The organism is Chitinophagales bacterium (assembly GCA_020636535.1).
In the GTDB taxonomy this organism is placed as follows: domain Bacteria; phylum Bacteroidota; class Bacteroidia; order Chitinophagales; family JADIYW01; genus JADJSS01.
In genome coordinates this window covers 426,757-451,540 of the sequence record JACJXT010000011.1, presented here as the reverse complement: position 1 = coordinate 451,540, position 24,784 = coordinate 426,757, and the positions used below count along the sequence as shown (strand labels likewise).

Here is a 24,784-nt window from a genome sequence, read left to right as displayed (position 1 = left end):
ATTTGGTGGTTTTACTACATTTTTAACATATAATTTTGCATATTTTGGAAACTAATTTTACATCTTTTTGTAGTGCCTTTGAAGCATCATTCAAAAAGCAAATTCCTGGAAAAAAAGGACAGCAGCCGTTAAAACCTTATTTAAAGATTAGTAAAAATTTACCTTCTCCTAAAGGCATTCATGCAAAAAAGGCAGCAGTAATGGCATTGCTAATTGAAAGGCAAAACGAACCACATATTGTTCTAATAGAAAGAAGCTCGTACGATGGTGTACACAGTAAACAAATTGCATTTCCTGGTGGAAAAGTAGAAATGAATGATGCTTCTTATTTAGATACTGCTTTACGAGAGACTAAAGAGGAAATTGGTATTGATAAACAAGCGATATCAGTAATTGGAAGTTTAACCGAAGTGTATGTATTGGCTAGTAATTTTTTAGTATTTCCTTTTGTTGGATATATCAATCAACCAGTAAATTATATTAAAGATACTAATGAAGTAAATGAAATTTTAGAAATACCTATTAGCGATTTTCTACAACCTAAGTTGATAAAAGAAAAACAAATGAAAAGTGCTTTTGGCTTAAATTTAATGGCACCATATTACGATATTCAAAATAAAATTATTTGGGGAGCAACGGCTATGATGTTGAGTGAGATTAGTTTTATTGTGAAGAATATTGATGATTATAAAAAATATTTAAAGTATTAGCAAGAACAGATTCCGAAATAAATTCGGAATGATACTAAGCTATTCTCTCCAATGCACATCAAAGGTTCCTGATATAGTATATTCATTAACTCCAGCACCTATATTATTTACATTAAATGTTCCTTTTATTTTTTTAGTGGCTTCGTTTTTTTCTAAAATACTAATGCTACCATGTGTCATATTAATTGCTTGATAATTTACACCATTGTATTTGTAAAAAACAAACAAGGATTGTGGTATTAAATTTGGTGGAACAATTTCTAAAGCATAAATACCAACATTTGGACTAATGGTTACTATTTGAATTCCATCTGTATGCAAAGTAGTATCTTGTCCACTTATAAAAAGATATTGGTTATTTAGAACAGTATCTAAGGTATTTATATTTGTAGTATATGATGTATCTGAATTAGTAATAGTAGCAGTTATATTTCCATAAATACTTGATGGATTTATAACAGCAATTTCTTCTGGACTAGGAAAGTCTTGGTTCTCGTACACACAAGAACTCAACAAAAAACTTATAAGCACTATAAGGAATAAAGATTTGTTTTTCATTTATTTAATTGCTTTAACAGAACTTGCTCCACTAATACTTTTCTGTACTTGTACTGTTGCATTTTGTTTATAGTTTACAGCACTAGCACCACTTGCATCTATCTCTAATTTTTTAATGGCATTTAGTTTAACAGTACTTGCTCCACTAATATCAGAAATTACATTTTCGGCTAATAAACTAAAAGTATTTACTGTAGAAGCACCAGAACATTTTAAGTTGAATTTCTGTGTTTTTCCTTTAATATCTACACTACTTGCACCAGAACAAACTAAGCTTGTCCATTGTGTGTTAATATCTAATTTACCTTTGCTTGCACCACTAAAATTTATTAATAATTCATTGGAGCTAATTGCATCAGAACTAATAGTACTTGCACCACTTGCCATAATTTCATTTATACTTACATAAGTAATATATACTTTAATACTACCATTATTAATTTTTAAATTTTCTTTTCTTTTAATCACCAATTTATCACTATTAGATTGTATATTGATTTGTTCAATATTTTTTGCATCTGCTTCTACAACACATTTTGGTGTAGTACCTTTAGTTAAAACAACAGTAACAGCATCGCTTACTTGTATCTTAGAAAAATTACTAATAGTTATATTTTTTTGTACTGTTTGTGCTTGAACTTGCTTAAGAGTACAAGTAAGCAATAATATCAAAATTGAACTTAAAATTGTTTTCATACAAATTTGTTTAAATAAAAATAAGAAATTTATACCATAGTATTTGTTAATTTTGCAAACAATGTCGGTAAAGGTAAACAATCTTACTAAAATATTTAATGAACAGAAAGCAGTAAATGCTATTTCTTTTGAAGTAAACAAAGGCGAAATATTAGGTTTTCTTGGTCCAAATGGTGCTGGAAAATCTACTACAATGAAAATGTTAACGAGTTATATTGTTCCTACAAATGGTAGTGCTACTATATGTGGACATGATGTAGTAAGTGATGCTTTAGAGTCGAGAAAAAAGATAGGTTATTTATCAGAAGGAAATCCTTTGTACTACAATATGTATGTAAAAGAGTTTTTGGCTTTTTCTGCACAACTCAATGGCATTAAAGATAATATCGACCAAAAAATAAAAATGCAAATCGATGTTGTTGGATTAGGCAAAGAGCAACACAAAAAAATTGGCGAACTATCTAAAGGTTACAAACAAAGAGTTGGTTTAGCACAAGCACTCATTCACAATCCAGAAGTTTTAATTTTAGATGAACCAACATCTGGTTTAGATCCAAATCAGTTAGTCGATATTAGAAATCTAATTAAAGATTTAGGCAAAGAGAAAACCATTATTTTTTCTACACATATCATGCAAGAAGTACAAGCCGTTTGCGATAGAATTATCATTATTAATAATGGAACAATAGTAGCTAATGATGCTAAGAGCAATATCTTAAATCAATTAAATGGTGAAGTGAGTATTAAAGCATCATTTGTAGATAAAATAAATATAAATACATTAAAACAGATTGCAAGTGTAAGTAGTGTTGAAACTATTTCTAACAATTCGTATATATTAAAAGGAAATGATAGTTTACACATTAGAAAAGCATTGTTTGCTCTTGCAGTAGCACAAAATAATGTATTGATTGAATTGAAAGAAGAACAACAAAGTTTAGAACATACTTTTCAAATGCTTACTAAAAATTAAAACAATGATAGCCATATTTAACAAAGAAGTCCAGTTGTTTTTTAGTTCGTTAATTGCCTATATGAGTATGTTTGTTTTCTTTATTGTATTAGGATTAAACTTATTCATTTTTCAAGGAAATATTTTAGAAGGCGGTTATGCAACACTAGTACCTTATTTTTCATTTGCACCTTGGGTTTTAATCTTTTTAATTCCAGCAATAACCATGCGTTCTTTTGCAGATGAGAGACAAAGTGGCACCATAGAATTTTTAACAACAAAACCAATTACAGATACACAAATTATAGCAGGAAAATATCTAGCAGCACTTTTTTTATGGTTGTTAATTTTTATACCAACACTCATCTATTTCGTAGCACTAAAAAAATTAAGTCTGGCAGATGCTCCAATAGATAGTGGTGCAACAATTGGTTCTTATATTGGATTATTTTTTTTAGGAGCAGTTTTTTTAGCTATTGGATTATTCAGTTCCTCGATTACAAAAAATCAAATCATAGCATTTTTACTAGGCGTATTTTTTTGTTATTTGATGTACGATGCTTTTTACAGATTAAGTAGCTTGCCCATGTTTTCTGGTAAAGCTGATTATATTATACAGTCAATTGGTTTAGGTGCACATTTCGATTCAGTGAGTAGAGGCGTAATCGACACTAGAGATGTGATGTATTTTATAAGTGTAATTGTTATTTTTTTATTGATGAGTAAAACAGCTTTAGAAAGCAGAAAGTGGTAATTATGAATTTTAATCTTAAAAAATCTATTATAAATTTTGGAATTACACTTTTAGTAATTATCATTATTAATTTAATTGGTTCAAAAATCTATCACCGATTTGATTTAACGCAAGAAAAAAGATATACGCTTACACAATCCACTAAAAACTTACTTAAAAACAATAAAGAGAAAGTAACGATAGAAGTTTATTTAGATGGAAAAAACTTACCAGCTGGATTTAAACAACTGAAAAACGAAACCAAAGAATTACTACAAGAATTCAGAAATATATCTAAAGGAAATATACAATATCACTTTATAGATATAGACAAAGCTAAAAATCAAGAAGCTAAAGAAAAACTACAAAACGATTTAATTGAAAAAGGTATACTTCCAGTTAATCTCGAAGTAAAAACAAGTAGTGGAACTGTAGAAAAATTGATATTTCCTGGTGCCATTATCAAAACCAATAAAAGAGAAATTCCTGTTCAAATATTAGAAAATCAATTTGCATTCGGAGCTCAAGGTGCTTTAAACAATTCGGTTAATTTCTTAGAGTATAAAGTAGCGAATGGCATTCAAAAGGCATTGAAAGAAAATCCTCCACGCATTGCATTTTTACAAGGTCATGATGAATTAGACATCAATCATCTACAAGATTTTATTAGGACACTTGGCAGACAAAATTTTATTATCGACAGAGTTTTTTTAGATAAAGACGATTTACTCAATAGTAAAACAGATGTACTAGTAATTGCTAAACCACAACTCACTATTCCTGATAATGAAAAATTTATTATTGATCAATTTATAATGAATGGAGGAAAAGTGCTTTGGTTAATCGACAACACTACTGCAGATTTAAGTCGATTTGAACTCGCACCAAATTTTGTTGCTTCTAATTTAGATTTAGGTATAACCGACTTATTATTTAGATATGGTGTGCGTATCAACTATAATTTAGTATTAGATTTATATTGTACACAAATTCCTATTATAGAAACCATTGGAGGCAATCCACAACCCAAATTATTTCCTTGGGTATTTTATCCAATAGCAGTACCAAACAATCGTCATGCTATCGTCAAAAATTTAGATCCAATATGGTTTAGATTTTGTAGTTCTATTGATACTTTGGCAATTCCAGATGTCAAAAAAACAATCTTAGCAACTACATCACAATACGCCAGAGTACAAAACACACCTTTCGATATTTATTTACAAGGAGCTAAGTTGCAACCAAATCCAGAGTTGTTTAATAAAAAAGATATTCCTTTAGCTGTTTTGTTAGAAGGAAATTTTAAGTCGCTGTACAAAAATCAACTCACTACCGATTTAAGAGCAATCTTAGCCAACTTTAGCAAACCATATAAATCATCCAGTAATTTTAATAAAATGATAGTTGTAGCAGATGGTGATGTTATTAAAAATGATTTAGATAGCAAAGGTGTTCCTGTAGCTTTAGGTTACGATAGATATACACAGAAACAATTTGCCAATAAAGATTTCTTATTAAATTCAATCGAATATTTAATTGACGATAATAACTTAATAGAAGCCAGAAACCGAGAAATTAAAATGCGTTTAATCGACAAAGCTAAATTGGAAGACAAAAAAGCGTTGTGGCAATTTATTACAATTATATTTCCACTATTATTTACTTTAATTGTTGGTGGCTATATCAATAGACGAAGAATAAAAAAATACCAATAATTTTATAACTTTAAGGTGCATTGTATATTTAAAACGAATTCGTCATTCCGTAATTTTGAGACACGAAAAATATACGGAATCTTTTGATATAAAGATTGGATTTCTGTTTACACAGGAATGACGATTCTTTCTAAATAAAGTTCAAATGCCAATAACATAATTTTATAACTATGAGCATTATTGTTTATTCCATTCCTGCATTTTTTATTCTCATTGGTGTAGAGTACTTAGTTGCTGCATTAAAAAAAGAACAACTCTATCGTTTAAATGATACCATTGCCAACTTAAATTGTGGCATTACACAACAAGTATTAGGTTTATTCTTAAAATTATTTACCATAGGTATTTATACTTATATTTATGAATATCATAGATTATTTGAACATATTAATATGCATTGGTACTCATGGATTTTACTACTCATTGGTGTTGATTATTTCTACTATTGGTTTCATCGATTATCGCACGAAATTGCAGTTTTATGGGGAACGCATGTAGTACATCATCAAAGTGAAGAATACAATTTATCAGTAGCACTACGACAATCTGCCATACAAGTATTTGGTTCTTTATGGTTTTATCTACCATTAGCTTTCATCGGATTCGATCCAATTAGTTTTGTAACCATTGCATCAATTCAAACGGTTTATCAATTTTGGATTCATACTAAGGTCATCGACAAAATGCCAAAATGGTTTGAGTTTATTTTCAACACACCATCACATCATAGAGTACATCATGGTATTAATCCAATTTATATAGATAAAAATCATGGTGGTACTTTTATTATATTTGATAGGATGTTTGGTACTTTTCAAGCAGAATTAGAAACCGTACATTATGGTGTTACCAAACCACTTAATTCTTGGAATGCAGTTTGGGCAAACATTGACTACTATAAAGATTTATGGAACATACTCAAGCAATGCAGAAATCCGAAAGATGTTGTTTTAGTTTTGATAAAAGCACCAGGTTGGCAACCAGCGTATTTAGGTGGACCAATGAAACCTCAACCAGTTCCAAACAACAGACAATTATTTGATGCTCACGCCAACAAAACAATGCATTTGTACATTGCAATACAGTTTGTTTTACTTTTAGCTATTGTTTCTTTCTTACTCTTTAAAAAAGACGACATCAACTTGAATATGCAATACTTTATTGGTGCATTTGTTTTCTTTTCTGCAATTACATTAGGCAATTTATTCACTAAGCAAAAAATTTATATCGCATTAGAAGCAATAAGAATACTACTCTATATACCTATGGTCTATTTTTTAATTGCTACAAACAAGACCATGGTTTTAGTAAGTAGTGCTATCTTTTGTATTATGATGCTTTGGTACTTATATCGAGCGTATTTATCCATTACAAATATTAACAAAGAATAATTTAAACAAATAGTATTTTTATATCCTAATGAAAAAAGGACATTTTATAATATTGTTTGCTTTGCTATTGTCAAGTGTTTTAGGATTTAGCTATTATAACATCAAATCGAATACTATTAATCAGTATAAAAACAAAACCTATTCTTACAATAAAGATTTAATGGAAGTCTGCATCGATACTTTTCATCATAAATTTTTAGGTATTGTTGCAGATAGTATGATTGTTGATGGCTACGATTTTTCTAAGAAAGATAAACTACAAAATATTTTCAAGCAGAATAACATTAGCACAAAACAGTATCAATCTTTTGTAAAGAAAACTAAAGACTACTACGATTTTAGCACCGTAAAACCTAATCAAGAATATTTTGTTTTTAAAAAAGAAACCGACAGTAATTTTACGGCAAACTATATTGCTTTCAAACTAAACGCAACGGAGTATTTAATTGCAGATGTAAGAGATACTTTAAAAATATCTTTCTATAACAAACCAATTGATACTCTACAAAAAAATATTCGTTTTGCAATCAATCGTTCTTTAAGTAAAACATTAAAAACACTTAATTTAGATGCCTCACTTACCGAAAAATTAGAAAGAGCATTTAAAGACCAATTCAGTATCAATAGATTAAACAACAACGACACACTTAGTTTTATTTATAATGAATACTATGTCAACAGCGATTTTTACGACTATGGTGATATCATTGCTGCTGAAATTAAGACCAAGAAAAAACAATATTTTACAGTACAATATTTTATAGCAGAAGACAGTACCAATTACTATTTAGATGAAAAAGGCAAGTACAATAGAATGGCATTTTTAAAATCGCCATTAGAAAAAGGTCGTTTAGCATCACGATATAATTTAACGAGAATGCATCCAGTGCTACAAGAAATAAGACCACACTTAGGTACTGATTTTGCTGCACCAACAGGAACACCAATTTTAGCAACTGCTAGTGGTAAAATACTAGAAGCTAGATTTAAAGAAAATAACGGAAATTATATTAAAATTAAACATAATAGAACTTATACTACACAATATTTACATATGTCTAGATTTGCAAAAGGCATTAGAGCAGGTAAATTTGTAAAACAAGGAGAAGTGATTGGTTATGTTGGAAGTACAGGTTTGTCTACTGGACCACATGTTTGTTATAGATTTTGGAAAAACGGAGAACAAGTAGATCCATTTAAGGAAAAACTGAATGTACAAAGCGTTATACCAAAGAAAGAAGAAAAACACTTTAACGAATATGTGCTTCATTTAAAAGAACATTTCGAACACATACCTTTATTGATAGAAGAGAAAGCAATTTAAATATACTTATCAAACAAAACAATTAAAACTTAATTTAACAATAGTACAGTCAATAAATTAACAATAAAAATAAGATTAATTGTATAACTTAGTAAAAAACCACTCTATGAAATGTCGTTGAGCGAACAAAGGATATTGCTTTTATTAAGTGCATTTATTAAATTTCCTCCACTATTAATTTTAGATGAACCGTTTCAAAATTTAGACGACAAGTATATATCTATATTTAAAATTTATATTAATAATATGATGTTAAATATCAATAAGACATTAATTATTGTAACACATAGTGTAGAAGAAATTCCTTCTTGTGTTAATCAATATCTTTATTTAAGAAATGGTACTATTGAAAAACAAATAAATAATTAAATTATGAAATATATTACTATTATAAGACATGCGAAATCTAGTTGGGACAATGTACATTTAAAAGATATTGACCGACCTTTGGCTGAGCGAGGTTTAAAGGATATTCCAAAAATGGGTAATTATTTATTAACTAATAACATTGCTCCTGATATTGTATTGAGTAGTCCTGCCAACAGAGCTTTTAGTACTGCAAAAGGCATTTGTGCTACCACTAATTATCCAATAGATAAAATTATTATACAAGAAAAAATATACTATGGAAGTGCAAATGATATTGTTATTTTAATTGAACAATTAGACAATTTATATAATGATGTTTTTGTGTTTGGTCATGAACCTAAGTGTTCGTACTTAATTGAAATTTTAACTGGTGAATGGATTAATCATTTTCCGACTTGTGCTGTTTTTAGAATTGCTTTTGATTGTAATGATTGGAAACAACTCAATAATACTACTGGAAAAAAAGTATTTTTTGTTTATCCTAAAATTTTAAAATAATGTGGTGAGTTGTATGTTTTTTTTTAGAATCAAGATATTTAGATACTAGATATTAGACTTTTTTGGAGAATCTTTCCTACGCTCAGATTGATGAAAAGATAGAAATTAATAGCAAAATTTTTAAATATAAATATTATTAATAGAATTCATTTAAACAATGTTTATAAATAGCTATGATTCTGTTTTTTAATCTTGTTGGTTTTAGTACTTTAACTTCTTTACCGAAACTGAGTATTTTTTGTTCTAGCTCAAAGTTTGGAATAACAAAATACTCGTAGGTTACCCAATTGTTTTCTTTGGCTATTTCTTTTTGCGTCCAGTGTAATGGTAATGTTTCTACATATTTTGCTAATAACGGACTAAAAGACAACTGTATTATTTCTCTTTCTTTCTCTAGATCGTTAATGCCAATCATTTTTGCAAAGTGTTCTTTTGGTATTACTTGCTTATTTGGTTGAAATGTTTTAGTAGTTACCTCTATTGATTGTATTCTTTCTAATCCAAATTTATAGAGTGTTGTATCATCTTTATAAGTTCCTGTTATATACCAACGATTTTCAAATTCTTTTATTTCATATGGACTTATAGTATATTCTTTTATTTTATCTTGATTAAATTTCTTATAAGAGAATTTAATTTTCCGATGTTGTTTGATTGCTAGTAAGATATCTTTAATGTGTTCAAATCCTTTTTGTTGCATATCGTTATCTAGTAATATGCTTTCTTTGTGTTTTGGATTTTCTTGTATAAATTCCATCAAGTCTGCATAAAACCCTTTTTGTTGTAATAAGTCCAACACATTTTTAGCAAAACCATTATCATCAATAAAATATCCATTGGCGGCACTATCATATTCTAAATTAATATTGAGGTGATATTTGATTTGCTCAACATCTCTTTGTAGTGTTCTAAGAGATACTGGAAAGTCTTGTTTTAGTAAAAAGTCTTTAATTTCTTTAAGCGATGGTTTTTTTGATTTTTGAACCTTTTCTATAATTAAATTGAAGCGTCTTATTTTATCTTGAGCTGACATAGTGAGTGAATATAGTTATAAATAATTAATAATGCTATTGACTATTTGTTTTGTTTTAGCGAATTGTAATTCCATTGGCAATAACCGCTTGTTCTAGATTCCAATTATTTGTTTTGATTTGGTTTAAAAAGCAATTGGTTCTATATACTGTTTTTTGTAGTATTTTATATCTATGATGTTGTAACCATTGATGTCTTGTTTTTACATAAGCAGTTATCCATTGTTGTTCTTCTCCGTTGTAACGAGGTGTTTTTTCTGGAAATCTTTTTCGCAAGAACAATGGAATACTTCCTGAATGAATAAAACTATCGTAAATTACTAATAAACTTAATGCTTGTTGAAATTGCTGTTTGTTGAACCAATTGTACGCTGGCAAATAATAATATTGCTCAAAAAAGTCATCTTGACATTGACGCATGATGCTGTCTTCTTCTGCTGATTTTTGCAATAGCGGTATAAAGTTTTTATCATTTTTTAATGACGGTAATTGACCAATTTTAGATAAATAGCTTTTGAATTCATTAGCATATATTCCTTTGTTAAAAATATATAATTCTATTAGTTTTTTTAAATTACCAAACTCTGTAGTTTGACTTCTACCATAGGTAATTTGCTCTACTTTTTGATGATTAATTAGTGCATCTTTATAAATGCTAATGCTATTATATTTACCTTTAGGTGTTCCTGTTTCAAAAACATTGACTATTTGCATAATCTTGTTTTTTTGTTGTAGTGTAATCATTGCTTTAATTTTATTGCTAAGTTAAAAGCACACTACGCCAAAACTTGTCATACCTATTATTTTTTTTTAGAATCAAGATTTTTAGATATTGGATTCTTAGACGCTTTTTTACTATTTTAAAGATAAATATTTTGGAGAATCTTTGCTTCGTAAACTACGCTCAGATTGACGAATAATAAGGAAGATGCTGAAAACAAGTTCAGTAAGAGATTCTTCGCTTTGCTAGTAATGATAATGAATGCAAATAAAAAAATATTCTTAAAAATATTATATATATTATATAATATTACATATTTATTTTACTCTGCTAATTGATAAATGTGTGCTAAGTTTCTGCCTTGTTCGTTATAGTCTAAACCGTAACCTACTACAAATTTATTGGGAATGGAAAACCCTAAATAATCTATATTAATTTCAAATTGTAAGCAATCTGGCTTTAGCAAAAGTGCTGCTAAATATACTTTTTTGCATTGCTTATCTTTTAGGTGTGTTATAAAGTGATTCATTGTAAAACCTGTATCAACAATATCTTCAATAATGATAATGGTTCTATTTTTTAAAATTTCGTCTTTGTAAGATTGTTGCATGCTTATATTTTGTGTAGACTGCATGCCTTGATAAGAAGTGAGTTGTACAAATTCAATTTGACAAGAATGTTTAAATTGATTAACCAAAGCTGCTCCAAATGGAAATGCTCCACGCAATACAATTATAAATATTGGATTTTCTTTTTTATATTTTTTATTAATTTGTTTTGCAATATCTTTCACTTTCTGCTTAATTGCTTTTTTAGCAATAAAACGAGAAAATTGTTTGTCGTGAACAGTGATTGTTTTCAAATTATTTTCTAATTTTTAATATTTGACCTAAATCAATACTATTACTACTTAATTCATTAATTGTTTTTAAATCTTCTACCGAAATATTGTATTTTTTAGAAATGCTATACAAAGTATCGCCAACTGTAACTAAGTGATATTCTGCTATAGCTTTTGAATTTTCTACAATAGTATTTGTTGTTGACTGATTTTCTGTTGTTGATTTTTTAGTAGAATTATAATCTTTATCTATATTAAATAACAACAACTCATTTGGCATAACACTTGGTTTGCTTTGTATTTTTTCTGTAATGATTTTTGGTGTTTCTTTTATTTTTTCTTGCTCTTGTTTTATTTCTGGTTTTGGCATTTCTTTTTCAGGAACATTAATTGGCACTGTAATTTTATCTGTTAGCTTTGGTTGTTTAGGTGATTTTCGTTGCAAATACAATTTTTCATTTGGTGCTGGATACTGATTCGCTGCTATATGATTGTACTTCAAAAGATTTTTTAATTTCATTCCATTTTTTTGTGCGATGCTCCAAGGTGTGTCTCCAGCTTTTACTTTATAATATTGTTGTTTGCCTTTTTTCTTTTTCTTTGATAGAAATACCAAATCATCTTCTTTAAAATCGTTGACTGATTTTGCATCATTATAAGCTAATAGTTTAGATAAAGATATATTTTCTTTATTAGCAATAGATTGTACTGACTGTCCTTTTTGTAGTTTAACTGCTTTGATATTATTAACAGAATAAATCTTATTTTTAATTATTGTATGTGTACTAGCATCTTCTACTTCTAAAACTTTATTGGTTTCTTCAATTAAAGAAATTTCTTGTTGCGATTTGTTTATTGTTTCTTCAAACTGTGGCTCATTTTTAGTAGCATAGATATTGTCGTTAGCAATATTTCCATCATCAAAAACATATAAATTATAATCTTCTATATATTTAATTAACAATTGTGGATACTTTGGATTGGTAGCATAACCTGCTTCTTTCAAACCATAAGCCCAAGATTTGTAATCTTTAATATCGTAAGTAAAAAGTTTGGCATAACGAGAGCGTTCTGCTAAAAATTTAGAATGGTCTCTGTACGATTCTTCTACAGAATCATACACTCTAAAACACTCGTTTGGTGCATCATCATCATGTTTAGTAGTTTTTCCTGTCCATTCTACTTTACATTTTATACCAAAATGATTGTTTGATTTTAATGCTAACTCGCTCTTGCCAAATGCTGATTCTAAAATACCTTGTGCTAATGTAATACTTGCTGGAATTTTATATACTTTCATTTCTACTATAGCAATGTCTTTATATTGATTGATGTAATTAATAACATCTTGATTGAGATTTTGTGCTTTTGCACTCAAAATAAACATCAATAAAAACAATATAAAATTAATATATTTTATCATATTATAGTTTTCTAATTACACTAATACCATCTCTAACAGAAAGTATAACTACTTCTACTCTATTGTCTGCTGCTACTTTTTTATTAAACAAATCTATTGCCAATGTATCTTTGTCTTTATTTTCTTGAACCACTTTTCCACTCCACAATACATTATCTACCAAAATAAAACCACCTTTTCTTACTTTATCAAACACTAAATCGTAGTAGTTCCCATAGTTTTTTTTGTCGGCATCAATAAATACCAAGTCGAAAGTTTCATTAATTGTAGGAATAATTGTAGTAGCATCGCCAATTTTCATTTCTATTTTGCTAGATAGATTTGCTTTTTCTACATATAATTTTACCATATCTTCCAACTCTTCATTAACATCAATTGTAATGAGTTTACCATCTTTTTGCAAACCTTTAGCTAAACAAATAGTAGCATAACCAGTAAAAGTTCCAATTTCTAAAATGCATTTTGGTTGTAGCATCATCGACAACATGGTTAATAATTTGCCTTGTACTTTTCCAGACAACATTTGTGGCATTAATACATCTATTTGTGTTTGTCTGTTAAGTGTAGCTAAAACCTCATCTTCGTTAGAAGTATGTTGGTCAATATAATTTTCTATTGCTTCGGCAACTAAATGCATCTTTATTCAATTTCTATTAGTAACTGATTTTTTTCTACTGCTTGTTTCTGTTTCACCAAAATAGATTTTACAATTCCGCTGCCATCTGCTTTTAAAATGTTTTCCATTTTCATTGCTTCCAACACCAAAATTTTATCACCTTTCTGAATTTCCTGTCCAACTTCTACAAAAATATCCAACACCAAACCAGGCATTGGTGCTTTAATATCGTCTAATTTATCACTATCATGAACCGACATTCCCATTTTATCTAACAAGGCATCTAATTCGTTTTTTACAGTTAGTTCGTAAACCGTTTCGTTTACTTTTAAGCTAATGGTTTTTTGTTGTGTATCTATCGCTACTACTTTAATATTATACGACTGATTATTGAGTAATGCATGGTATTTTTTTTCGTGTAACTGAACCATATCAATAGCCAAAGGTGTATCATCAATTATAATTTTATCATCTTCTAATAAAACTTTTTTAGCTGCTTGCTCTTTAAATTGTATTTGGTATTCCATACTTAAAAATAATTTAGACAATTTTTGATTTGTAATATTATATAGATTTACGATAAAAAACTACCTTTGCTTTTTAAAACTTGTTAATAAGTCTTGCATGAAAAAAATAGTATCGTTATTGATTATCATTTTAATGGTAATTTTTAGTTTTGCTGCACCACCTAAAAATAAGCAGAAAAAAAAGAATAAAAAGAAAAATCCTATCGAATTAGAAGAAATTGTAGTACAATCAAAAAATCCGTTAACCAACTATAAACCTTCAAAAACCAGTTTGTTTGATTTAATTCATACGAAATTGGCTGTTGAACCAATTATAAAAAATCAAACAGTAGAAGGAAAAGCAACCATTACGCTTAAACCACATTTTTATAATCAAAACGAATTGATTTTAGATGCCAAATTTATGGAAATACATGATATAGGTATCAAAAAAAATGGCTTATTAATTCCATTATCGTATTCGTATGATACTATGCAGATAAAAATAATTTTAGATAAAACATATTCTAAAAATGACACTATTAAAATTGTAATCGACTATACTGCTCAACCATATAAAATTGATGATAAAACACTTTCTGAATATGGCAGAGGCATGTACTTTATTAATCCTTTGAATAAAAATCCATACAAACCATTTCATATGTGGTCGCAAGGCGAAGAAGAAGCGTCTTCTATTTGGTTTCCTACAATCGAAGCAACCAATCAAAAAACAACACAAGAAATTTTAGTAAAGTTAGATACTGCTTATTTATCGCTATCAAATGGAATTTTAGTAAGTAGTACAAATAACGGCGATGGTACTAAAATTGATTACTGGAAACAAGATTTGCCACATGCACCATATTTGTTTTTCTTAGGTATTGGTGATTATGTAAAAGTAAACGACGAACCTTGGCACAATAAACCAATTAACTACTACACTTTTAAAGCATTTGAAAATACAGCAAAACCAGTTTTTGGCAACACTAAAGCTATGATTGAGTTTTTCTCTAATAAGTTAGGTGTTCCATTTCCTTGGGATAAATACAGTCAGATTTTAGCTTACGATTATACTGCTGGTGCTATGGAAAATTCTAGTGCTGTAATTTTTTATGATAAACTACTAATTACACCAGACCAAATAGAAGATCGTAGTTTTGATTGGATTATTGCTCACGAATTATTTCATCAGTGGTTTGGCGATTTGGTTACAGCAGAATCTTGGGCAAACCTTACTTTAAATGAGTCGTTTGCAGATTATAGCGAATATCTTTGGGCAGAACATTTTTATGGTAAAGAGTATGCTGATGGTTATAACATGGAAAGCTTTGAAAAGTATTTAATGTCTTCTACTAGAAAAAATGAAGCATTGTTTAATCCGTATTACGATTCACCACATGATGTTTTTGATGCTATTAGATATGAAAAAGGTGGACGCATTTTACATATGCTAAGAAATTATATTGGTGATGAAGCATTTTTTTTAAGTTTAAAAAAATATTTAACCGATAATCAATTTAGTAGTGCAGAAGTTAATGATTTTAGACAAAGCGTTGAAGCAGTAACTGGTGAAGATATGAACTGGTTTTTTAATCAGTGGTATAATGAAAAAGGTCATCCAATAATACAAGTAAAAAGTAGTTTTGATGCTACACAACAAACCATAGCTGTAACAATAAAACAAGTTCAAAAAAACAGCTTTGCTCCTATATTTAAAATTCCAACTACTATTGCTGTTTATGCAGATAATAAAGTACAATACAAAAATATAGTTTTGGTAGATAAAGAGATGACATTTTATTTTCCTGCAAAATCTGAAGCCAAATGGGTAGATTTTGACACTTCTGGAACTTTGGTAGCAGAAATTTACGAAGATAATACAACTACACAAAATATATATAAATATAATAATGGATATTTATTTATAGATAAATATGAAGCATTATACAGTTTAGCTAAAGATGCAAAAAATAATACAGCAGCCATGCAGTGTTTTTATAATGCACTATTTAGCACCAACGAGTTTTTACAAGAATATGCTTTGAATTTAATTAGCAATATGAATATTGAAAAAAGTGATACTCAAATGGTGCGTACTATAAATTTCTTAGCATTATCTGATGATGAAACGCCTGAAATAAGAGTAGAAGCGTTGAGAACACTAGATGTAATTGCTCCACTAAAAGTAGAAGCCGCTACTACGCAAATGCTTAAAAAAGACCAATCGTTAATGTGCCAAATGGAAGCTTTAGAATATCTAACTATATTTAATTATAATAAAGCATATAATTTTTCTGAAAAATATAAAGATAGAGATGAACCAATTGTACTTACAGCTTTATGTAAAATTTATAAAGATACTACCGTAAATCATTTAGAAACATTTAAAAAAGCCATTTGGTTAAATAACTATCATACTGCTAGAAGCAATTTTATTTACTTTGCACAATATTTACAAAAACAAGATAAAGCACAAATACAAGAAGCATTGTTGTTTTTAAAAGACATTAATCTATATGAAGAATCTGATTTTAATATAGATGGCGCCGTAGACTGTGTTGATTATTTGAGTCAGTATTTTGCTAAGCAACTAAAAGACAAGAAAGCAAGCGAAGAAGAAAGAAGCAATGCCAAGCAAATACTACAAAACATCATTGATATTAAAAAGACAATGAAAGTAAACATTAAAACTTTTAGTTATCATTGATGTTTATTGCTAGCTTTGTTTCTCCTTTAGTAAAACAAAAAAGACCACTCTTAAAAAAGAGTGGTCTGCAAACATAGTTTTTATGAAAAAATATTATTGCTTAATGATTTTTGCTGTTCCTAGTATTTCATTGTTTTGTTTAAACTGAATAAAATACAATCCATTGGTCTGTTGAGTTAAGTCTAGAAAAAAATTATTTTGTTCTTGTAGTACTTTTTGCTGTATCATTTTTCCTTCTATTGTAGTAATAATATATTCTAATTTTCCTACTAATGGTTTGCTAAATGCTACTTGCAATATACCATTGGTTGGATTAGGATATAATGCTATTCCTTTTTCTACCAATGAAGTATTAATTGCTGTAGATAGTTCATTCAGTGTAATACTTTCTTCTGTAGAATAAATTTTATTATTCTTTGTAGAATCATAACCAATAGCATAGAACGAATAAGTAGAATCTACATCACCTTTCATAGTAAATTCTCCTGCTGTACTTCTAATTAAGTATTTATAAGAATGATTGTTTTTCTTATAATAAATATCAAAATATCTAAATCCACTTTTTAAATCATTCCCAACTAAAGTTACTTTCATAAGTGAGTCGGTAGTATTTACTTGTTCTACGCTTAAGTTTACAATTGGTGCTTCATCATCAATAATATTTGTCCAAGTATTAGTTTCAATTGGGTCATTCGTATCAAAATAAATGAGTGCTTTATTATTTATAATATCATTAGTTTGAATATTATTTTTTGGTGCTATAGAATAACTTACTATCCCTTCTCCAATTGGTGGATTGGTATTTGGTGGTAAGAAACCGTCTAGTGCATCAGTAATAAAATCGCCAGTTGTTGGATCAATAGATAAGAATGTCCAAGTAATTGTACCAGTAGTATCTAATGCTGCATTAATTCTTACTAGCATATTTTTTTCTGGTCTTAAATCAATTTCCGTAAAATATTCTTTTCTATAACTTTTCATTCTTGCATATTTGTTGCCAATATGTACTATACCTAGTGAAAGTGTATTTACATCAAGTAAGTTGGTATCTAACTGATTTTTTACAATTACTGTTTGAGCTGGCAAATCTGCTGTGTCTACATTTTCAAAAGTAATAATATATTTAAATGTTTGATTTGATGATATATAGTTTTCATTAAACCCAATTGGTCCATAAATTGCATTTGGATCTCTAGATGTTCTTACACGAACTGGTTGTTCATCTGGATCGTTTGGTAAATTAAACCCATTTCCATCTGGAGGACATGGATCAGCTGTTGCTGCATCGGCATCGTCATCACCCACTAAATCTGCTGCCTGTCCACTTATAGCATCAACTATTTTATCTTTAAACATCATATCCATTACTTCTCTTAGTGGTTTATCTGGATAAAACTCATCTCTAATTTTCATGATGACTTTTCTGCCTGTTTCATTCTGCAACACTTTTCTATAACCACTTTCTGTAAGCTTAGCAAGCTTGTCTGTTTTTAATACTTTGTTTAATAAATATTTTACGCCTTCTTCTGTCGCTTTTTTCTTCACTTCATTATACAACTTGTTTCTTGCTGCTTGTTCTCTTATCATTGCAGCATCAGATTCTTTTAAGAAATCTTGTGCAACTCCAGGATCATCGAACGAGTTAGTACCATTCCACCAATCATAAGCAGCTAAACCAGTTGCATAAGCAGCACTTCCTACTAAATCTTTCGCACCTTCTATATAATCGCCAATAGCAGGATCTGTTGTATTGTCTAAAATAGTAATTCCCGCAGCAAACAAGCCATCATAAAAATCATCTGTTTCGCAAGGCATAGCAGAACCAAACATAGTTGCATTAGCTGTATTTACATACATTTTTGTAGATGCTATTGTTTGCGATTTTACTTTAAAGCTATAAGTAACATCTGAATTAGGTTGTATAAATGGAATCCAATAAGTATATGCTTTTCCAGCATAAGGTTCGCCATTCATAGAATCTATTAACACATAAGCAGTGTCCCAGTTTTTAAAAATAGAATCATAAGGTAAAACATGTGTTTGTCCATATCTTGTAAAAGTATCTAAGTGTGTTGATTTATATATTTCAAACAAAGGTTCTACTTCAAAATCTTGTGGTACTATAAAACTAGAAATTACACCATTGGCTAAGACATTTCCTGTATTGGTTATTTGCATTGTAACATTTTGCCACGAATTAGCTCTAATAACACTAGGTGATATTATTTCTGAAATAAAACTTGGTTTTACATATTCTTCTATAGTAAAACTATTAGGATAATTGTATGTTGTTCCATTAACTGTTATTACTACATCATAAGTTCCAGTTGTAGCATTATGTAAATCGAAATATGCTGTGAGCTGACTTCCTTCGTTTGATTTTTTCCAAACGGGTGTGTAGGTAGTTGTTCCGTCTGTAATTACAACTGTAGTTGTAGTAGATAAACCACCACCATAAATAGTCATAATAACATCTCCATTTACACCAGCACTGTTTGGTGTAAAGCTTTCTACGCCATCAATGAGTATTTCACCATAAGCAGTATCTGCATCGCAAGCATTGCTTACAATTTGTTGTATATTAAAATTGCCAAATGCGTAGTTGTGAATTGGGAATCGTAGGTTATTTGTATTTCCATCGCCAAAACTCCACGACCAATTAGTTGCATAATGTGATGTGTCTATAAAGCTCATTGCATTGCCATAACGAATAGATTGAAAACCTGCAATTGGTGGTAGTACAGAACAAATTCTAATACTATCCCATTGGTACAAGCTCCACTCTCCTGCATTACTTTTAGCTCTTATATAAAATTTATGCATACCCACAGATAAATTATTTGGCACAGTAAATTCAACCAATGTATCTAAGCTAGATGTTGGATTTATTGCTATTGGTGTTCCATTGCCTACGCTTGGTTCTGTATCAAAAAAGTATTCTAGTGCAATAATAGAATCGGTATTGGTTCCGTTGAGTTTCATAAAACTGCCTGTATTTTGTATAGAAGGCAAACCATTTTCTGCTATCGCTGTAATAGTAATTGTGTGTTGACCTATTGGTAGTGTAGCAATATCTATAGGTAAGTCTCCGTTATATACTTGAGTTGCAGCAACAGATATTGTTTGTGTACTAGCAGTATCATTATCAAAATAAACTTCGAATGCATTTATTTTATTACTAATTGCTGTGCCTTGATGCATTATAAACGAAATGTAATTGGTGAGTGATTTATTTCCTGCATCACTATAAACAAATACTTTTAAAAGGTGCATGCCAACAGAAATGCTATCTGTATTTAACATAAAGACTTCATCAAGCTGGTCTGTTGGTGTGATATCGAATGTTTGTGTATGCGTTTCGTCTACTACAAATTCTACTTTAGATAATTTATTAGAAGTTGAATTAGCAAATAAGTAATAGAATGGTGTGTTTTGTGTTAGAGAGCGATTGCCATTGTTATCTACTACAAAAACCGAAAGTTGATGAAAGCCTTGTGTTAAGCTAGCAGGAGTTATAGTAATTAATGAATCTAAATTAGTTGTTGGTGTAATGTTATGAGTTGTAGTATTACCTACATCTCCATCTATATAGTATTTTATTTGTGTAATATTACTAGCACTAATAGTTGATATTGCACTAAATAGTATTGCAAATAAAAGTAGTGTTTTATATAAAATAATTCTTTTCATACTTTAATATTTTAAATTATGAAATAAATTATTAGTTATTAGTTTGTGCTTTTACTCGCACTTTTAAACCATTTCCTGTAGTACCAATATTTGGAACTTCTAAACCGTAAATATGTGGAATAAAAGGAATACCAGATAACACATAAGGATTTGAACCAGCAAAAATTCCTGCATCAATTCCGCCAACACCAGCACCAATAGCTGGAGAACCTGTAGTTAAAGTATATCTAGAGTCTTGAGATGCACTAGAACTATTGTATAATGAAAAAATAGTTTCTATTGGTTGATTGATGATAGCATTATTAGAACCTCTAAAAGTACTGTCTGACGATACATTATTATTTGCCACTAAAGCAGTACCGCAATTACCACAAATTGTTCTTGCTGCTGTAGTACCTGTATAGCTATTTATTAATATGTTATTACTAAAATTGGCAGTACCTCCTGATGTAATATTTAATACATTATAAGAATTGTTAGATCTATCAAATATATTATTGGTAAATACAGCATTTGAATTATTACTTACATCATTATATACGCTATTGGCAAAAATATTATTGCTAAATGTAACACTCGCATAGTCTAACAAAAAATAAGAATTAGTATAGTTTTGAATGATAGAAATATTAGAAGATCTATTAATGTTTGCAGATGAAGATATTGCTATATAGTTTCTACTAAAAATAATATTTGCAGTAGAATCTATAGTTAATCTATTGGTTAAAGTTAAACCACTAACCAAAGTACCAGCAGAACCAGCATCTAGATTAAGTTTATCTATTTTAGCAGTTGCTAAGTTAGCTTGTGTGTATGGTGCTGCATTATTTCCAATAAAATAACCTGTACCAATAATAGACAATGGTTTTCGTACTTCAATATCGCCATAAGAATTAGCAGAGCCATGAAGTAACAAAATAGAGTTGTCTGGAACACTGTTAATAGCATCTTGCAAATTGTTAAAATCTGCTGTTAAACCTACAGTATTGTTTACTGTATAAATACCTTGTGCAAAGGTAGAAAAACTAAGTAATAATAAAATTACTAATAAATTAAGTTGACATTTTCTCATAATAAACTATTTTAATATCACCAAACTTAATATAAAGACTAGCTTTTTTCAGGACAAAATAACTGCTATTTTAAAGTTTCTGAAGAAGAATTTTAATATTTAACTAACTGATTATCTTTAAATTACACTATAAAAAATTAAATTTTCAGAGCACTTAATTCTTTATCAATCCACCAAAAGGTTTTAAAGAACATAGTAATACTTGGATAGTTTTTTTCTAATGTAAACATCTTTCGTTTGAATTCTTGTAGTAGTTTTTGTTTTAGTTTTTTATTAGATTCTGCATGTAATTTATATATTATTCTAATAAATTCTTTTTCAAATGTTATATCAAAATTAGCTAACTTTAAATGATTTCGTATTGATTCGTAATGATTTAAAAGAATTTCATGTTCTTTTTTTTCGTACCAAACCAATAGTTGCAATATTTTGGTAAATGTTAATACATCTGGAAATACATTTCTATTCTCGTGATTTAAGATAGCATTGGTAATTTGCAATACATCGTCGTATTTACCTATATAAAAAGAGGCACATGCATAATCATAGTATCTAAGAATATACAGTGCCTTATTCTTGTTTATTGTTGATTTATATTTTAAAGACTGCAATAGTTCTGAATATGCTTTTAAAAAATCATTATCATATAAATAATATCCATATTTAACATGAAAATAAGTAGCGTAAAAGTCTTCAAAAAGTTTTTTCTTTGATTTATTACTCTGTTCTAGTTTTTGCGTTTGTTGAAATAATTTATCTAGTTTACTAATGTAATTAAATGCATCTGCACTACTTAATCTATTGGCATAATTACATATTAGTTTTATATATTGTTCTAAATTTATTTTCTTTAAATGTGTTTTTTTATCATAATCATCTACTAGTATTTGTAGATAATCAAATGCTTGAAGATATTTTTTTTCAACAATAGCAACATTACTATAAGCATGATATAAATAGTATTTTGCTTTTAAAGAAAGCTCATTGTTATTTTTTAAATCATCTAGTTTATTTTTAAGTATATTAATTTTGCTTAGCGTTTCACTTCTAGAAGACACTCCAAACTCGTATACCAAATTTTCTGAAGTACTTACATATAAGATTGCTTTATTTTCATATAATATTTTTTGATTTACATTTATTCTTTCTTGAATAAGTGCTTGTTTTTCATCTAACGATTTCTTGAGATAAGGAATCATATCAATTTCAATCTGCAATAACAATAACAATGCTTCATATTGTTCGTTATTTTCTAGTACCTTTTTAAGTGTGCTTAATTGTTTTTTGGATTGTAGATATAATCCTCTTTGATTCAAAAAATAAATAAAATTAAGTTCTTGCCATATTTGATTTTTTTTATCTTTCTTTATTTCTAACGGAGCCAGTGTTTCTAGTATTTGATGGTGCAAATAACCCAATGAGGCAGAAAGATATTTGGTTAATTTAGAATCGGGAAATTGACTTTTAATCTGTGCTTCGCTAACCTTTTTATTTTTACATAAAAAATTAAATAATTTCAAATAATCAGAATCTTTATTACTCTTAAGTAAAAATTTAGAAATATATGCTTTCTCTGAAGCTGTCATACTATCAATGATTTGATATATTTCTTCTATCTTTTTCATTCTTTAATTAGTCCATTAAAATATAAATAAAGCTACAAAATTTATATTTATATAATAAAATCGTTCTAATTAACCAATTTTAAGTAATAAATCTTAAAACAATCTTATTAATACTCAATAAAAGTTAATGCTATTGCGGTTATCACTTTTTTATATCATTTTTCATAAAAATTAAAGCATGAAACGATTGGCATATTATTTCTCTTTCTTAACTGTTGCATTGTTATGTAGTAGTGCTCAAGCAGAAACTACCGAAAATACTACTTCTCCAGAAGAGAAAGTAATAGATAACAAATTGTATAAAGGAAAGAATTTTGCTACAACCAAAAACGGTGCAATCACACTTAAAGCAGGTTTGTCTAACGACTTCTTCACTCCAAATATTAGAAATGGTTATTTGTATGTAGAAGTACAAGCTGATGAGTTTAAGAATGAAAAGGTAGAGCGACTGCCTTTAAATATTTCTTTGGTAATAGACAGAAGTGGATCTATGAGTGGCGATAAAATTAAATATGTAAAAGAAGCAGCTAAGTTTGTTGTTAATAATATGTCTAAAGATGATATTCTTTCTATTATTATTTATGATGACCAAGTGGAGGTTTTACAAGAAGCAATTAAAGTAGAAAACAAACAATTAATCATCAATAAGATTAACCAAATTACCGACAGAGGTTCTACGAATTTAACTGGTGGAATGTTACAAGGTTATACCCAAGTTAAAGCTAATTATAAAACAGGTTATGTAAATAGAGTTTTAATTTTGTCTGATGGATTAGCCAATCAAGGAATTACTGACCCAACTGAAATTCAAAAAATAGTACAAAAGAAGAATACAGAAGATGGTATTTCTATTTCTACATTTGGTGTTGGAAACGATTACAATGAAGACTTAATGACTGCAATGGCTGAATTTGGTGCTGGAAATTATTACTTCATTGATTCGCCAGATAAAATTCCGAGTATTTTTGAGAAAGAGCTAAAAGGTTTGATGTCTGTTGTAGCACAAAATGCTAATTTAAAAATTGAGTTGCCTACAAATGTAGAACTTGTTAAAGTATATGGTTACAAATATAATTTTAGTAACAATACTATAGATATTAATTTTAGAGATGTTTTTTCTGAAGAACAAAAAGGTGTTCTAATAAAATATCGAGTTAAAAACGAAGCTGGCAAATCACTAGAGTTTAAAACTGCACTAAACTACGATGATGCATCTTCGTATAAAAATGAAAATATTAATTTAAGTATTACACAACAATTTACAGACGATGTTAAAATATATGAACAAGCGTATATTGAAAAAATTCAAGAGCAAATTATATTATTTGAAGCTAATGAAAAACTAGAATTAGCAATACAAGAAGCAGATAATGGCAACTATAATCAAGCTAAAAAATATATTGAAGAAAATAACTTATACTTAAAGCAAAATGGTTTCTTGCTTCAAAAATCATCTGAATTACAAAAATTACAAAAAGTAAATGAAGACTACGGTACTAACTTAGATGATGCTGAAAATATGAGCATAGACGAAGTAAAATTTATGCAGAAAAGCAACAAAAGTATGTCGTACGATATCAAGAAAAAGAAATAGAATAATTGC

At 28.6% G+C, this 24,784-nt stretch carries 21 protein-coding genes; 10 read left to right on the top strand and 11 right to left on the bottom strand.

The annotated features are described in order from the left end of the window. The first annotated feature begins 44 nt into the window (after positions 1-44). Entirely contained in the window at positions 45-710 is a 666-nt protein-coding gene (locus H6553_02365; protein ID MCB9032659.1) for a CoA pyrophosphatase, read from the top strand. Positions 711-749: 39 nt separating this feature from the next. Here H6553_02365 and H6553_02360 read toward each other — a convergent pair whose 3' ends face one another. Together H6553_02360 and H6553_02355 are read right to left on the bottom strand one after the other, a co-directional pair. Continuing rightward, positions 750-1,211 carry a hypothetical protein gene (locus tag H6553_02360; GenBank protein MCB9032658.1) on the bottom strand — a complete coding sequence of 154 codons (462 nt, stop codon included), beginning with the start codon at positions 1,209-1,211 and terminating at the stop codon, positions 750-752. 57 nt (positions 1,212-1,268) lie between these two features. After that, complete coding sequence (locus H6553_02355; GenBank protein ID MCB9032657.1) at positions 1,269-1,964, bottom strand: DUF2807 domain-containing protein; 696 nt, start codon at positions 1,962-1,964, stop codon at positions 1,269-1,271. A gap of 61 nt (positions 1,965-2,025) precedes the next feature. Between H6553_02355 and H6553_02350 the strand changes: the two genes are divergently transcribed. From H6553_02350 to H6553_02320, 7 genes are all read left to right on the top strand, one after another. Beyond that, positions 2,026-2,937: an ATP-binding cassette domain-containing protein gene (locus H6553_02350; GenBank protein ID MCB9032656.1), complete on the top strand. Its 912-nt coding sequence runs from the start codon at positions 2,026-2,028 to the stop codon at positions 2,935-2,937. Positions 2,938-2,941: 4 nt separating this feature from the next. Further along, on the top strand, positions 2,942-3,670 hold the full coding sequence (gene gldF / locus H6553_02345) for a gliding motility-associated ABC transporter permease subunit GldF (protein ID MCB9032655.1): 729 nt from the start codon (positions 2,942-2,944) through the stop codon (positions 3,668-3,670). Positions 3,671-3,672: 2 nt separating this feature from the next. Next, positions 3,673-5,364, top strand: coding sequence for a gliding motility-associated ABC transporter substrate-binding protein GldG (gene gldG, locus H6553_02340; GenBank protein ID MCB9032654.1), 1,692 nt, complete (start codon positions 3,673-3,675; stop codon positions 5,362-5,364). Between the two features lie 170 nt (positions 5,365-5,534). Then, positions 5,535-6,755, top strand: a complete 1,221-nt coding sequence (locus H6553_02335) for a sterol desaturase family protein (GenBank protein MCB9032653.1) — start codon at positions 5,535-5,537, stop codon at positions 6,753-6,755. Between the two features lie 28 nt (positions 6,756-6,783). Continuing rightward, positions 6,784-8,079 (top strand): M23 family metallopeptidase, encoded by a 1,296-nt coding sequence (locus H6553_02330; GenBank protein MCB9032652.1) that lies wholly within the window; start codon positions 6,784-6,786, stop codon positions 8,077-8,079. A 111-nt stretch (positions 8,080-8,190) separates the two neighbouring features. Further along, positions 8,191-8,448 carry a hypothetical protein gene (locus H6553_02325; GenBank protein ID MCB9032651.1) on the top strand — a complete coding sequence of 86 codons (258 nt, stop codon included), beginning with the start codon at positions 8,191-8,193 and terminating at the stop codon, positions 8,446-8,448. Positions 8,449-8,451: 3 nt separating this feature from the next. After that, complete coding sequence (locus tag H6553_02320; GenBank protein MCB9032650.1) at positions 8,452-8,946, top strand: histidine phosphatase family protein; 495 nt, start codon at positions 8,452-8,454, stop codon at positions 8,944-8,946. Positions 8,947-9,082: 136 nt separating this feature from the next. Here the strand turns inward: H6553_02320 and H6553_02315 are convergent, their stop codons facing one another. The 6 genes from H6553_02315 to H6553_02290 all read right to left on the bottom strand — a co-directional run bounded on the left by H6553_02315 (position 9,083) and on the right by H6553_02290 (position 14,105). Continuing rightward, positions 9,083-9,979, bottom strand: coding sequence for a WYL domain-containing protein (locus tag H6553_02315; GenBank protein MCB9032649.1), 897 nt, complete (start codon positions 9,977-9,979; stop codon positions 9,083-9,085). 55 nt (positions 9,980-10,034) lie between these two features. Then, entirely contained in the window at positions 10,035-10,721 is a 687-nt protein-coding gene (locus H6553_02310) for a chitosanase (protein MCB9032648.1), read from the bottom strand. Positions 10,722-11,020: 299 nt separating this feature from the next. Then, on the bottom strand, positions 11,021-11,560 hold the full coding sequence (gene hpt / locus H6553_02305; protein MCB9032647.1) for a hypoxanthine phosphoribosyltransferase: 540 nt from the start codon (positions 11,558-11,560) through the stop codon (positions 11,021-11,023). Between the two features lies 1 nt (position 11,561). Then, positions 11,562-12,962 carry a LysM peptidoglycan-binding domain-containing protein gene (locus H6553_02300; GenBank protein ID MCB9032646.1) on the bottom strand — a complete coding sequence of 467 codons (1,401 nt, stop codon included), beginning with the start codon at positions 12,960-12,962 and terminating at the stop codon, positions 11,562-11,564. A 1-nt stretch (position 12,963) separates the two neighbouring features. Beyond that, positions 12,964-13,599 (bottom strand): class I SAM-dependent methyltransferase, encoded by a 636-nt coding sequence (locus H6553_02295; protein MCB9032645.1) that lies wholly within the window; start codon positions 13,597-13,599, stop codon positions 12,964-12,966. Positions 13,600-13,601: 2 nt separating this feature from the next. Further along, positions 13,602-14,105 carry a biotin/lipoyl-binding protein gene (locus tag H6553_02290; GenBank protein MCB9032644.1) on the bottom strand — a complete coding sequence of 168 codons (504 nt, stop codon included), beginning with the start codon at positions 14,103-14,105 and terminating at the stop codon, positions 13,602-13,604. Between the two features lie 97 nt (positions 14,106-14,202). Here H6553_02290 and H6553_02285 point away from each other — a divergent pair, with 97 nt between their 5' ends. Continuing rightward, on the top strand, positions 14,203-16,794 hold the full coding sequence (locus tag H6553_02285) for a M1 family metallopeptidase (protein MCB9032643.1): 2,592 nt from the start codon (positions 14,203-14,205) through the stop codon (positions 16,792-16,794). A gap of 93 nt (positions 16,795-16,887) precedes the next feature. On the opposite strand, the gene H6553_02280 is transcribed toward H6553_02285, so the two are convergent. From H6553_02280 to H6553_02270, 3 genes are all read right to left on the bottom strand, one after another. Beyond that, positions 16,888-20,484 (bottom strand): T9SS type A sorting domain-containing protein, encoded by a 3,597-nt coding sequence (locus H6553_02280; GenBank protein MCB9032642.1) that lies wholly within the window; start codon positions 20,482-20,484, stop codon positions 16,888-16,890. A 31-nt stretch (positions 20,485-20,515) separates the two neighbouring features. After that, positions 20,516-21,556 carry a hypothetical protein gene (locus H6553_02275; protein MCB9032641.1) on the bottom strand — a complete coding sequence of 347 codons (1,041 nt, stop codon included), beginning with the start codon at positions 21,554-21,556 and terminating at the stop codon, positions 20,516-20,518. Between the two features lie 137 nt (positions 21,557-21,693). Beyond that, positions 21,694-23,181, bottom strand: a complete 1,488-nt coding sequence (locus tag H6553_02270; GenBank protein MCB9032640.1) for a hypothetical protein — start codon at positions 23,179-23,181, stop codon at positions 21,694-21,696. A gap of 178 nt (positions 23,182-23,359) precedes the next feature. Here H6553_02270 and H6553_02265 point away from each other — a divergent pair, with 178 nt between their 5' ends. Continuing rightward, positions 23,360-24,775 (top strand): VWA domain-containing protein, encoded by a 1,416-nt coding sequence (locus tag H6553_02265; GenBank protein MCB9032639.1) that lies wholly within the window; start codon positions 23,360-23,362, stop codon positions 24,773-24,775. The last annotated feature ends 9 nt before the right edge of the window (positions 24,776-24,784 follow it).